The sequence below is a fragment of the Rhodococcus sp. 2H158 genome (assembly GCF_053764755.1).
In genome coordinates, this window is the sequence record NZ_JBSNCE010000010.1 from 111,309 (window position 1) to 123,759 (window position 12,451).

10 protein-coding genes are annotated in these 12,451 nt (G+C 73.3%); 3 read left to right on the plus strand and 7 right to left on the minus strand.

Annotation, left to right across the window (positions count from 1 at the left end):
• Positions 1 to 54 precede the first annotated feature (54 nt).
• Together ACWPOB_RS11950 and ACWPOB_RS11955 are read left to right on the plus strand one after the other, a co-directional pair.
• On the plus strand, positions 55 to 723 hold the full coding sequence (locus ACWPOB_RS11950; RefSeq protein ID WP_455400941.1) for a hypothetical protein: 669 nt from the start codon (positions 55 to 57) through the stop codon (positions 721 to 723).
• 236 nt (positions 724 to 959) lie between these two features.
• On the plus strand, positions 960 to 3,518 hold the full coding sequence (locus ACWPOB_RS11955; protein WP_455400942.1) for a LuxR C-terminal-related transcriptional regulator: 2,559 nt from the start codon (positions 960 to 962) through the stop codon (positions 3,516 to 3,518).
• Positions 3,519 to 3,627: 109 nt separating this feature from the next.
• On the opposite strand, the gene ACWPOB_RS11960 is transcribed toward ACWPOB_RS11955, so the two are convergent.
• Complete coding sequence (locus ACWPOB_RS11960) at positions 3,628 to 4,269, minus strand: class I SAM-dependent methyltransferase (RefSeq protein ID WP_455400943.1); 642 nt, start codon at positions 4,267 to 4,269, stop codon at positions 3,628 to 3,630.
• Between the two features lie 54 nt (positions 4,270 to 4,323).
• Between ACWPOB_RS11960 and ACWPOB_RS11965 the strand changes: the two genes are divergently transcribed.
• Positions 4,324 to 5,607 (plus strand): MFS transporter, encoded by a 1,284-nt coding sequence (locus ACWPOB_RS11965; RefSeq protein WP_455400944.1) that lies wholly within the window; start codon positions 4,324 to 4,326, stop codon positions 5,605 to 5,607.
• On the opposite strand, the gene ACWPOB_RS11970 is transcribed toward ACWPOB_RS11965, so the two are convergent.
• The 6 genes from ACWPOB_RS11970 to ACWPOB_RS11995 all read right to left on the minus strand — a co-directional run bounded on the left by ACWPOB_RS11970 (position 5,604) and on the right by ACWPOB_RS11995 (position 12,425).
• Positions 5,604 to 6,803: an MFS transporter gene (locus ACWPOB_RS11970; protein ID WP_455400945.1), complete on the minus strand. Its 1,200-nt coding sequence runs from the start codon at positions 6,801 to 6,803 to the stop codon at positions 5,604 to 5,606. The genes ACWPOB_RS11965 and ACWPOB_RS11970 overlap by 4 nt on opposite strands.
• Positions 6,804 to 6,884: 81 nt before the next feature.
• On the minus strand, positions 6,885 to 7,841 hold the full coding sequence (gene egtD / locus ACWPOB_RS11975) for an L-histidine N(alpha)-methyltransferase (protein WP_100057954.1): 957 nt from the start codon (positions 7,839 to 7,841) through the stop codon (positions 6,885 to 6,887).
• Positions 7,838 to 8,584, minus strand: a complete 747-nt coding sequence (gene egtC, locus ACWPOB_RS11980; RefSeq protein WP_455400946.1) for an ergothioneine biosynthesis protein EgtC — start codon at positions 8,582 to 8,584, stop codon at positions 7,838 to 7,840. Before egtC ends, egtD begins: the two co-directional genes overlap by 4 nt.
• Complete coding sequence (gene egtB / locus ACWPOB_RS11985) at positions 8,577 to 9,872, minus strand: ergothioneine biosynthesis protein EgtB (protein WP_455400947.1); 1,296 nt, start codon at positions 9,870 to 9,872, stop codon at positions 8,577 to 8,579. The genes egtC and egtB overlap by 8 nt, the downstream gene beginning before the upstream one ends.
• Positions 9,869 to 11,101: an ergothioneine biosynthesis glutamate--cysteine ligase EgtA gene (gene egtA, locus ACWPOB_RS11990; protein WP_100057957.1), complete on the minus strand. Its 1,233-nt coding sequence runs from the start codon at positions 11,099 to 11,101 to the stop codon at positions 9,869 to 9,871. Before egtA ends, egtB begins: the two co-directional genes overlap by 4 nt.
• Before the next feature lie 79 nt (positions 11,102 to 11,180).
• Positions 11,181 to 12,425, minus strand: coding sequence for an APC family permease (locus ACWPOB_RS11995; RefSeq protein ID WP_455400948.1), 1,245 nt, complete (start codon positions 12,423 to 12,425; stop codon positions 11,181 to 11,183).
• Positions 12,426 to 12,451 lie beyond the last annotated feature (26 nt).

Sequence of the window (12,451 nt, forward strand, 5' to 3'; positions counted from 1 at the left end):
CGTGCAGGACCCCCCCCGACCGACCAGGCCGGCTTTGACTTAAGGTGGCTCCTCGTGATCGACGCTCAAACCCTCGAGGCCCCCACCGAAAACGCGAAACTCGAGACCGTCCGGCGGTGGAGGCCGGGAGCCTGCGTCTGGTGCGGCGACACCGATTCCGTCGAGGAGTTCCGCAACGAACCCCGTTGCGCCACTTGCCGCACGCACGAGTCGATCATCGACGAGGCGCGCAAGTTCGTCGGCATGTACGGGCTGCGTCCCATCGGCGGCACCCTGCAGTCGGACGACGAGGAGGAGTACGAGCACCGCAAGGCCGCCCGCGACTCACGCCGCGTCCTCAACGACATCCGGCTCGCCGAACAGCCCGACCCCGCCCTCGTCCGCAAGGCCCTGCGCCCCCGCGCCGCCGCCGTCGTCGCCGAGACCGCCCCGGCGCGCCGGACCGCCACGCCGCGCACGTCCTCGTCGCGCCCGTCGCAGCGCGCCGCCGCCGAGCCGGCCCCCGCGCCGGTGCGCACCGGCGCCGTCGACGTCGACGAGATCCAGAACCGCGCCCTCGCGCTGCTCGACCAGCTCTCCGCGATCGACGCGCAGCTCGCCCTCGTCGCCGAGCAGTCCGGCCTCGCCGCCCGTGCCCGCCGCGGTGACCTCGAGAAGCAGAAGGCCACCGTCCTGCGCACCCTGGCCGCCCTGGAGAAGGCCCGGCTCAGCGCCACCCGATAGGGAACTTCTCGCCCCGAGGGGGAGGTTGTCGCGGCATCGTTCGAGTGCCGCAGTCGACAACCTCCCCCTCGTCGCATATATCACCTGGTGGGACTACGCATACCGGACATCCCTCCCCTCGATCCGTAAGAGACCAGGTAGTCTGCCCGTGCCGAAGGGTCTGTCGGGGACACCGGGGTATCGGTGGAGACCGCACATGCAGGCTTGCGTGGACCGACCGATCGAGAGGAGTTGCCGTGAGTGTCCCCGGCGCCGGCCGTACGGGGGTACCGACGTGGCGGGCACTGGCCACCGCCCTGCCCCGTTCTCGCCTGTTCGAGATGCTCGACCGCGGGTCTGCACTGACGGTGGTCCACGCACCGGGCGGGTTCGGCAAGAGCACACTGCTCGCCACGTGGCTGCACGGCGGCGGCGTACCCGGGCGCGACGTCGCGTGGGTGCCGGCGGCGACGGACGACGGGACACCGGACCGCATCTGGTCCGACGCGTGCGCGGTGCTGGGTGACCATGTCGTGGCCGGCGACCCGGTCGACCGGCTCGCCTCGGCCCTCGGCGGAACGCCGTCCCTGCTCGTCCTCGACGGGCTCCCCGGCACCGCGCTCGACGACCTGCTGCCGACGATCCGGCAGCTGCTGGATCGCTGCCCGTCCGTGGACGTCGCCGTCTGTCTTCGCGGCAGCACCACGTCCGCCGCCGTGGCCGCGGCGGGCCTCGACTGCACGTTCGTCTCCGCCCACGACCTCCGATTCACGCCCCGGGAGACGGCGGAACTCTTCCGCGCCGCCGGGGTGGAACTCGGGACCGACGAGTACGGCGACCTGTGCCGCGCCCTGGGCGGGCTGCCACAGCTGATCTCGGGCGCCCTGAACGTCGCACGGCTGCACCGGGGCGCACCCGTCGACGAGGAGGGCCGGCCGTCCCCCGACCTGGCCGTCGCCATCGCCGGGTTCGCGTCCGGCCTGCTCGACACGCTCACCGCCGAGGAGCGGGCGTTCGCGATGTGCGTGGTCGCCGCCCGCGATCTCGACGCGGAACTCGCCGCCGAGCTCACCGGCCGGCCCGAGCCGGCCGCGCTGCTCGACCGTCTCGAGGCGCGAGGCCTGCTCGTCGTCGACGAGGCGGACGAGACACGGACGTGGTCGTGGCCGTCGGCCCTGCGGTCGGCGGTACTGGAACAGGCCCGGCAGGAGGAGCCCGCACGGGTCGACGAGCTGATGACCTTTCTCGCGCGCCTGCACCGGGACGCGGGCCGGCCGGCGCAGGCCGCGGTGTACGCGGCCGAGGCTCGCAACTGGACGATGGCCGCGGGCATCGTGGAGCGCAGCTGGGGCGAGATGGTCTCCGAGCACCTGGAGGTGCTCATCCTCGTGTTGCGGACGATCCCGGAGGACTTCCTGGAGGACTACCCGGCGGTGCTCGCCGGACGGGCGCTGTTCGTGCAGATGCTCGCCGACCACCCCATCCTGCGGGCGTCGCTTCCGAACGAACCCGACGAGCTGCACACGCTCGGCGCCGGGCCGGACGCCGCGAACGTCCTGCACCTGGCGACGGTGCAGTCGCTCGCGCTGCGTGTCGCCGGGGACTTCGTCCAGGGCGCCGACTGCACGCGACGGCTCGAGCCGCTGGTACAGAGCATGCTCATGCACCAGCCGGACAACATCACCCCGCAGTTGCCGCTGCTGCGCGTCCAGTGGGCGATCACCTTCCAGCTCGTCGCGGAGCTGGCCGAATCCAACCGGCAATTCGAACTGGCCTACCGCGGCGGTGTCGCCGCGGACACCCCCTACATCGTCCAGAACGCCGCGGGCAGTTCGGCGCTCAACTGGGCTCTGGTCGGCGACGTCCCGCGCGCCCGCCGGTGGCTCGCCCGGGAGGCGACGACGGAACCGTCCGACGGGCTCTTCGGCGAACTCGTCAAGGTCGGCGGCCGGGTCGCCGCGGCCCTGACCCACCTCGACGCGCTCGACGTCGGCGCGGCCGAGTCGATGATCGAGCTGCTCGGCGCGCCCAGCGATCGGGAGGAGCTGTGGGGGTTCGTCGCCTACGCCCACGCCCAGCACGCCCTGCTCACCCTCGAGGCGTACGCGGGTCTGACGTGGTTGCACCACACCGTCGCCGGCCACGCCCACCGGCACGGCGACGGCGCGTTCTCCCGGACGCTGCTCACCGCGACGGAGATCGACCTGCACCTGGCTCTCGGCAACGGCAACCTGGCCCGCGCCGTGGCGGACCAGGAGCCCCGGCACCATCCGATACTCGTCGTCTCCGACGCGCGGGTGGATCTGCTCGGCGGGTGTCCCGGCCGGGCCGCCAAGAAGCTCGCGCGGGTGTCGTGGCCGGACTGTGGATTCCCGCGGGCCCATCTCGAGGCGTTGCTGCTGGACGCCGCCGTGCAGCTCGATCTCGGCAATCTCCGGTCCGCGATCGTGTGCTGGGAGCGCGCCTGCACGCTCGCTCGGACGCTCGGCAATCGGCGCGCCTTCACCACCGTGCCGGACCGGCATCGGCGAGAGCTCGTCGAGCGCAGCGGTATTGCGGTGCCGGGCGGTTCCGTCGGGGCGGTGTTCCCGGACGAGGTCGTGCGGGTCGAGCTGTCCCCGCGGGAGAGGCAGGTGCTCGCGTTGCTGGCCGACGGATCACCGCAGAGCGAGATCGCCCGGCTCCTGTTCGTCTCCCCGAACACGGTCAAGACGCAGCTGCGCAGCATCTACCGCAAGCTCGAGGTCCACACCCGGGTCGAGGCCATCACCCGGGCGCGGGAGCTGCGGCTGCTGCCGGTGACCGGTGATCTCTAGGCACACTTCCGCGGCCCTTTCCGGCGCCGATGTCCCCTCCCGAACCGAGCGAATGTATCGCTCATCTCCGCAGATCGACGCGATGGCACGTTCGCTCGGCTCGGGGCGGTCACGCCGGTTTGTGGGCGAGCACCCGGAACACGATGCCCATCCGCCCGGTGCGGTGCACGTCGTCGACCACGAACCCGGCCTCGGTGAGATAGGGGGCGGGGTCGCGGAGCAGGTGGTCGGCGCCGAAGCGGATGCTGAGCGGCTCGATGCCCCGCTGCAGGGCGCGCAGCGCCCGATTCGTCGACGGCCCGTGCTCGGCGAGGACGACGCGGCCGCCGGGGACGAGCACGCGATACGCCTCGGCGGCGGCGCGGGCCGGGTCGGGCACGGTGCAGAACGTGAAGGTCGAGAGCACGGTGTCGGCGCTCGCGTCGGGCAGGTCGAGGGCCTGGACGTCGCCCTCCCGCAGTTCGACGCGCGGATCGGCGGAGGCCTTCGCCCGGGCGAGTTCGAGCATCCTCGGTGAGATGTCGATGCCGACGACGTGCTCGACCTCCGGACCGTAGAGGGGAAGGTTGAGCCCGGTGCCGACGGCGAGTTCGACGACGCGACCGCGGGCCTGCGCGGCCGCCCAGTGCCGGGCCGGCCCGAGGATCAGCCGCTCGACCAGGCCCATGCCGCGGTCGTAGTTCTTCGACATCTCGTCGAAGATCCGCGATACGCGGGCGTTTTCGTTCTCGACCTTCTCCGAATCGGTCACCGTGCCTCCTCACCGATGGGTCACCGTCGACGTTACCGGCGTACCCTCCCGGCTGTGACCGAACCGATCCCGGAACAGCGCCGCGTCCTGACCGTGCTGGTGGCCGCGCAGATCCTCAGCGGCGCGGGCCTGGCCGCCGGTGTGACCGTCGGCGCGCTCCTCGCGCAGGACATGCTGGGCAGCACGAGTCTCGCCGGGGTGCCGAGCGCCCTGTTCACGATCGGGTCGGCGGCCGCGGCCGTCGCCGTGGGGCGGATCTCGCAGCGCGCCGGGCGCCGTGGGGGCCTGACGTTCGGCTACACCACGGGCGCGATCGGCAGCGCGGGCGTGGTGGCCGCGGCGGCGCTCGACACCGCGGTGCTGCTGTTCGCGGCCCTGTTCGTCTACGGCGCGGGCACGGCGACGAGCCTGCAGGCGCGCTACGCGGGCGCCGACCTGGCCGCCCCGGCGCGGCGCGGCCGCGCCGTGAGCACGGTGCTGGTGGCGACGACCCTCGGGGCGGTGGTGGGCCCGAACCTGACCACCGTGATGGGCGACGCCGCCGAATCGTGGGGCATTCCCCGGCTGTCCGGGCCGTTCGTGCTCTCCGGCGTCGCCTACGGTCTCGCCGCCGTCGTCCTGTGGGTGCTGCTGCGCCCGGACCCGCTCCTGCTCGCCCGCAGCCGCGCCGCCGCGGAAGCCCTGAGCGCCACCGCCGCGGAAACCCTGAGCGGCACCGCCGGCGAGGATCCGGCGCCGGCCGGCGACACGCCGGCGCCGGGCCGGCCGTGGACGCCCGCAGTGACCGCCGGGGTCGTGGTCATGATCGTCACGCAGCTCGTGATGGTGGCGGTGATGACGATGACGCCGATCCACATGCGCGACCACGGGCACGACGTCGGCGCGACGGGCGTGGTCATCGCGATCCACGTTGCGGCGATGTTCCTGCCGTCACCGATCGCGGGGATGCTCGTGGACCGGATCGGGCCCTACCGGGTCGCGGCCGCCGCGGGACTCGTCCTGCTGGCCTCCGGGGTGTCCGCGGCGCTGGCCCCGCCGCACTCGGTGGCGGCGCTCGCGTTCGCGCTGGGCCTGCTCGGCTTCGGGTGGAGCCTGGGCCTGGTGAGCGGCACCGCGCTCGTCACCGATGCGGTGCCGCTCGAGTCCCGCGCGGCCACGCAGGGCACCGCGGACCTGTTCGTCGCACTGGCCGGGGCGGGCGGCGGCCTGGGTTCCGGGCTCGTCGTCGCGGCGGCCGGGTTCCCCGCCCTGGCGCTGACCGGTGCGGCGGTGTCGCTGGTGATCCTTCCGGTCCTGGCGCGCCGGTCCGCACACGTCGCGCAGTCCGCCGTCCACTAGCAGGCCGGCACGGCGACGGCCCGTCGCGCCACCCGCAGGTCCGCCACCCACACCAGCGCGGTCACGACGGCCGCCGCCACCCCGAACAGGCACACCCCGGTCCAGCCGGCGCTCGTCCACGCGACCGCGCCGAGCGCCGAACCGGCAGCGGCGCCGATGAAGTACGTCGTCATGTACACCGCGTTGATGCGGGAACGCGCCGCGGGCGCCAGCGCGTAGACGATGTTCTGGTTGCTGATGTGGATGGCCTGCAGCGCCAGGTCGATCGCGACCATCCCGATCAGGAACCACGCCAGCGAGTACGCGCCGGCGGCCAGCGCGGCCCACGACGCGACGAGCACCGCCGCGCCGACGCCCGAGGTGAGCTGCGCGAGTCCACGATCGGCGAGGCGGCCGGTGAGGTTGGCCATCACCGCGCCGGCGACCCCGGCCAGGCCCACCAGTCCGATCTGCACCTCGTCGAAACCGTACGGTTCGCCGGCCAGCAGGAACGCCATCGTCGAGAACAGGGCGCTCACGGACGCGAACGACAGGGCGCCGAGCAGCGACCGGGTGCGCAGCCGCGGCTGGGTGCGCACAAGGGTCCCGAGCGAACGCAGCGTGGTCCCGTAACCGATGCGCTCGGCGGGTCGCGACGTCGGCAGCACCCGCCACAGGGCCAGCGCGACCACGACCATCACGGCGGCGCTCACCCGGTAGACGGTGGCCCACCCGCCGACGCCGGCGAGGAGCCCGGCGACGCTTCGGGCGAGCAGGATGCCGAGCACCAAGCCGCTCATCACCGTCCCGACGGCCTGGCCGCTGCGCTCCGGTGTGGCCAGGGTCGCGGCGAACGGCACCAGCACCTGCGCGGCCACCGAGAACAGCCCTGCGATCGCCGTGCCGACGGCCAGCACCGCGATGTTCGGGGCGACTCCGCTGATCGCCTGGCCGGCCGCGGCGGCGAGCATGAGCCCGACCGTGAGGCGGCGCTTGTCGAACATGTCACCGAGCGGCACCAGGAACAGCAGGCCGAGGCCGTAGGAGACCTGGGCGATGGTGACGGTGGCTGCGGCGGCGGAGTGGGAGGTGCCCAGGGCGGCGGCGATCGAGTCGAGCAGGGGCTGGTTGAAGTAGTTGCCGCCCACGCACAAACCGGTGGCCGCCGCCATCAGCAGCAGCACGGGGGCGGTCAGCACGGGCCGGGTCGACGTCACGTCTGCCAGCCTCGCGCGGCCGGGCCGGTGCTGTCCAACCGGCTTCCTGCCGTCGGCGGCCTGGGGCCGCCGATGCGCGGCTCAGCCGCGGCTCGCGCCGATCAGCGCGAACCTCCCGTCGGGATCGATCCATTCGCGCCGGACGACGAACCCGGCCTCGGTCAGTTCACGGCCCATCCCGTCGAGACGGAACTTGGCGGAGATTTCGGTGCGCAGCTGCTCGCCCGCCGCGAAGGAGATCTCGAGATCCAGCCCGGGAATTCGGACGGTCATGGGCTCGGTGGCCTCGAGCCGCATCTCGATCCATTCGTTGATCGGGTCCCACACGGCGACGTGCCGGAACTTCCCGGGTTCGAAGTCCGCACCGAGCCGGTTGTTGAGCACGTTCAGCACGTTGCGGTCGAATTCCGCGGTGACCCCGGCCGCGTCGTCGTAGGCCGGCACGAGCACGTCCGGGTCGGTGACGAGGCCGATGCCGAGAAGCAGCCACTCCCCCGGCTCGAGCACCGCGGCGAGATCGGTGAGGAACGCGGCACGCTCGGCGGGCGCCAGGTTGCCGATGGTGCCGCCGAGGAACGCGATCATGCGGCGTCCGCCGCCGGGCAGGTGGGCGAGCGAGCCGGTGAAGTCTCCGACGACGCCCCGCACCGTCAGGTCCGGGTACTCGGCCGAGAGCCGGGTCACCGCGGGCTGCAGGGCGGCCTCCGACACGTCCTGCGGTACGTACGTATGGATGTACGGTTGCAGCGCGTCGAGCAGGATCTCCGTCTTCTCGGAGGAGCCCGACCCGAGCTCGACGAGCATCTCGGGACGGGCCTCGTCGGCCAGTTCCGGTGAATGCTTTTGCAGCAGAGCCCGTTCGGTGCGAGTGGGGTAGTACTCCGGCAGGCGGGTGATCTGGTCGAAGAGCTCGCCGCCGCGCGCGTCGTAGAGCCAGGTCGGCGAGAGCCACTTCGGCGACGACGTCAGCCCGCGGCGCGCGTCGGCCCGCAGCGACTCGTCGAGTTGCTCCGGGGTCAGGTACACGTCCACCGTCATGAAACGGCCACCTCCATGGGGGACACGATGAGGTGCCCCGGTCGGGCGCTGACCAGGTGCCGGTCCGGCACCTGACGCCAGCGCGGATCGTCGTCGTACGGTTCCGAGGACACCACGGCGACGTCCTCGTCGACGAGGGTCCACAGCGAGTGGTACCAGGCTGTCGCCCACAACCCGGAACCGTTGCCCAGCAACAGGTTCAGCCTCGAACCCGGCGCGACCGCGAGCACGTCGTGCACGAGCCGCATCAGCGCCTGCTCGGGCCGCGAGGAACGCAGCCGCGAGTACAGCAGCAGCCACAGCGCGGCCGCGTCGGTGGGCGACTCGAGCTGCAGCAGTTCGGCCACCGGCAGGCGCTGGGCCAGCGAGACGAGCGAACCGGGCCATCCGCGGACCAGCCCGTTGAGGCTGAACGCCCAGCCGTCGCGGGTGAACGGGGCGCAGGCCGAGCGCTCGACGGGCATGCCCTCCGTCGCCGAGCGCAGCGACGCCATGACGGCTCCGGCACTGATATGCGAAAGACCTTCGGCGACAAAGGGGTCGGACCAGATCGGAGCGGGGTTCCGGTAGCGGCCCAAGCCGTCCGCGCCCCACCATGCCATCCCGAACCCGTCGGCGTTGATGGTGCCGCCGCCGCGCATGTCCTTCGGCGCCCAGGATTGGCGCATCAGCGACCGGGGTCCCTCGGTCACCAGGGAGCTCACGGAACGGACCGGCCCGAGATATCCCAGGTGTCTACACATCCGGCACGTCCCGCGCGCAGCGGAAGCCGGCGAAGATCTGCCGCCGGATCGGCAGGTCCCAGTTGCGGAAGGTGCCACGGCAGGCCGCGGGGTCGGTGCCGAACGAGCCGCCGCGCAGCACCCGGAAGTCGCCGCCGAAGAACACCTCCGAGTACTCCCGGTACGGGAAGGCGGTGAACCCGGGGTACGGCTCGAACCCCGAGGCCGTCCATTCCCACACGTCGCCGATCAGCTGGTGCACGCCGAGGCGCGACGCACCCGCCGGATAGGCGCCGACGACGGCCGGCCCGAGGTGCCGCTGGCCGAGGTTGGCGTGGGCCTCGGTCGGTTCCTCGTCGCCCCACGGGTAGCGCCGGCTCGCGCCGGTCAGCGGGTCCCAGCGGGCGGCCTTCTCCCATTCGGCCTCGCTGGGCAGCCGGCGCCCGGCCCAGCGGGCGAACGCCTCCGCCTCGTGGAAGCACACGTGCACGACGGGCTCGTCGGGATCGAGCGGCACCACCGCCCCGAACCGGCGGCGCCACCACGTGCCCGAGTCGTCGCGGGTCCAGAACTGGGGGGCCTCGAGACCCGCCTGCTCGCGGTGCACCCATCCCTCCGGGCTCCACAGCTCCCGGCGGGCGTAGCCGCCGTCGGCCAGGAACTCGAGGTAGCGCCCGTTGGTGACCGGCACCGTGTCGATCGCGAACGCCGGTACGTACACCCGGTGCGCGGCCCGCTCGTTGTCCAGCGCCCACGGATCGGTCGAGGTACCCATCTCGAACTCGCCGCCCGGGATCAGCACCTCGTCCGCGGCCGGCGGCTCGGCGCGCCGCGGCGGCGGTGGGGCGTCGAGCACGGGCGATCCCGCCCGCAACTGGTGTGTGGCCAGCATCGTCTCCGCGTGCTGCACCTCGTGCTGGACACTCATCGCGAAGACGAATCCGTCGCGGGTGAGGTCGGTGTCGAATTCACACTGCGCCAGCACGTCCGCCGCCCGCGCGCGGACCTCCGCTGCGTAGCCGCGGGCCTCCGCCGGCCCGAGCAGCGGCAGCGCCGGGCGGTCAGCGCGGGGATGCCGGAAGGCGTCGTAGAGGTCGTCGACGTCCGGGCGCACACCGCCCTGACCGCCGGCCGCCCGGAGCAGCCAGCGTTCCTCCTGGTTGGCGATGTGCGCGAGATCCCACACCAGGGGGCTCATCAGCGGCGAATGCTGGGCCGTGAGCTCCGCGTCGTCGATGTCGGTCAGCGCGAGGACCCTCGCCCGCGCGCGGGCGAGGTCCCGGCCGAGCCGGGTGCGCAGACCGCTCACCGGTCCTGGACCTCCGGGGTGCGACCGCGGCAGCACCGCGCCGCCGCTGTGTCCAGGGCCGTGGTGAACCGCATGTCCGGCGACGCCTCCGCGGCGAGGGCGAGCAGTCCGACCGCCGCGGCCCGGAGCTCGAGGTCCGCGAGACCGAACTCGGCAGCCTCCTGCCAGCGGTCCACGACGGGTGCGGCGACGGCCAGGGCCTCGTCCATCACGGCCGACGAGGTGAGCAGCGCCTCGACCGCGGCGACCGGGACCTGCCAGAGGGCACCCGGCTGGGCGTCGATGTACCGGACCTCGAGATGCCCGGCGGGACGCACCGGCGGGAACAAGGTGGTCAGGTGGTAGTCCAGGTCGGCGACGGTGGGCCGGCGCCCGATCTCGTCGTCGAGATCGCCGAGGAGCCAGTCCGCGAACGACGCGCCCGGCGGCGCATGCCAGTCCCCGTCGGACGCGCGCACGCACAGCAGCGGCGCGTCGAGCGCCCAGGCCGGGTAGTGCGCCGGATCGGGGACGGGCGTGGTGCGGTCGGCGTCCAGTGCCAGCCAGGTCCGCATCCGCTGCGACGCCCAGGTTCCGTCCGGGGCGCCGCGCAGCGAGGGGGAACACGCGAACGCGGCCACGAGCGCCGGTCCGACGGCGTGCAGCACCCGCCACCGGCGGGCCAGCTCGTCGTCGTCGGCGCCGGCGTCGACACTCACCTGAGTGGCGGCGGTGCTGTTCATCATCAACCGGCCCAGCGGCCCGATCCGGTCGAACCGCAGCTCCATCGCGCTGTACCGGGGGGTGCGCAGCAGCCGCTGCGGTGGGCGCAGTTCGTCGGCCGCCGCGTCGATCATGTCCACCGACCGGCGCGCCAGCAGCGCACGGAGCATGCGGGCATCGGCGGTGAGACGGTCGCAGACCTGCCGCGCCGAGCCACACGGCACGCTCGACAGTTCGACCTGCCCGCCGGGCTCGAGGGTCACGGCGCTGCCCGACGGCAACGGCCGCGCCGAGGAGCCGGGAGCCAGCTGCCGGGGGGCGTGCGGGCCGAGGGCCTCGAGGATCGCCTGCAGCTCCGGCCGGGCGCTCGTGCCGTCGGCCCGGGCGGTGAGCCATTCCAGTTCCACGCCGATCAGCCGGGGCGGCCCGAAGCGGAAGCTCACCCTTCGCACGTGCAGTTCGGCGGCGGTTCGTGAGGCGATGCCGGCGTCCGCGCGCGGCACCGCCGTGTCGACTGTGATCACCACTCGGTCCGCCCCTCCCTCGCCTGTGGGCCAGCTCACGGACGAGCCTAACGTCAACCGGCGACAGGATGCGGGTGAACGCTCACGGCACGGCCCGGCGCGTCGCCCGTGCGAGGACACCGACCGCCAGCACGGCGGCGCCGACCCCGACGGCGCCCGGCGGCAGCGTCAGCGTCAGCGCAACGCACCCGACGGCACCGATCACCTGCAGGAATCGGGGGTAGCGACGGTGCCCGTCCCGCTGGGTGAAGGCGGACAGGTTCGCGACGAGGTAGTACACCAGCACCCCGAAGGATGAGAATCCGATCACTCCCCGCAGATCGACGGTCGCGACGAGCAGGCACACCACCGCAGCGACGGCGAGTTCGGCCCGGTGCGGCACCGCGAATCGCGGATGCACCGCCGCCAGCGGGCGCGGCAGATCGCCCTGCCGCGCCATCGCGAGTGCGGTGCGGCCGACGCCCGTCACGAGGGCGAGCAGTGCGCCCAGCGACGCGACCGCGGCCCCGGCCACCACGACGGGCGCCGCCCATGCCCAGCCGCCCGCGCGGACCGCGTCGAACAGCGGCGCGCTGCTCGACGCCACCCGGTCCGGCCCGAGGCACGCGAGCAGGGTCACCCCGACGACGGCGTAGAGCAGCACCACGACTCCGAGGGCGCCGACGATCGCGCGCGGGATGGTCCGGCCCGGCTCGCGCACCTCCTCACCGAGAGTCGCGATCCGCGCGTAGCCCGCGAAGGCGAAGAACAGCAGACCGGCCGCCTGCAGCACCCCGTACGCGCCGCCGCCGACGGGGCCGAACGGATCGGCGGGCTGTGCCCCGGGACCGGCCCAGCTCGCCGTCACCGCCACGGCGAGGGCGACGAGCACCATCGCCACGATGATGCGCGCGAGCCGGGCCGTGCGGGTGATGCCCCGGTAGTTCACGGCGGTCAGGGCGAGGACCGCGGCGACGGCGACCGGCCGCCGCCACGGTTCCGGCACGGCGTAGGAGGCGAAGGTCAAGGCCATCGCCGCGCAACTGGCGGTCTTGCCGATCACGAAGCCCCAGCCCGCCACGAACCCCCACCACGGTCCGAGCCGTTCCCGGCCGTACACGTAGGTGCCGCCGGACGTCGGGTACTGCGCGGCGAGCTGCGCCGACGACGTGGCGTTGCAGTACGCCACGACCGCGGCGAGGGCCAGGCCGACGAGCAGGCCCGCGCCGGCCGCGGCAGCGGCCGGCGCGAACGCCGAGAACACCCCCGCCCCGATCATCGCGCCGAGCCCGATGGCGACGGCGTCACCGGTGCCGAGCCGGCGCTGCAGGGGTGTCGATTCGCTCACGCGTACATTCCAACCACGAAGACATG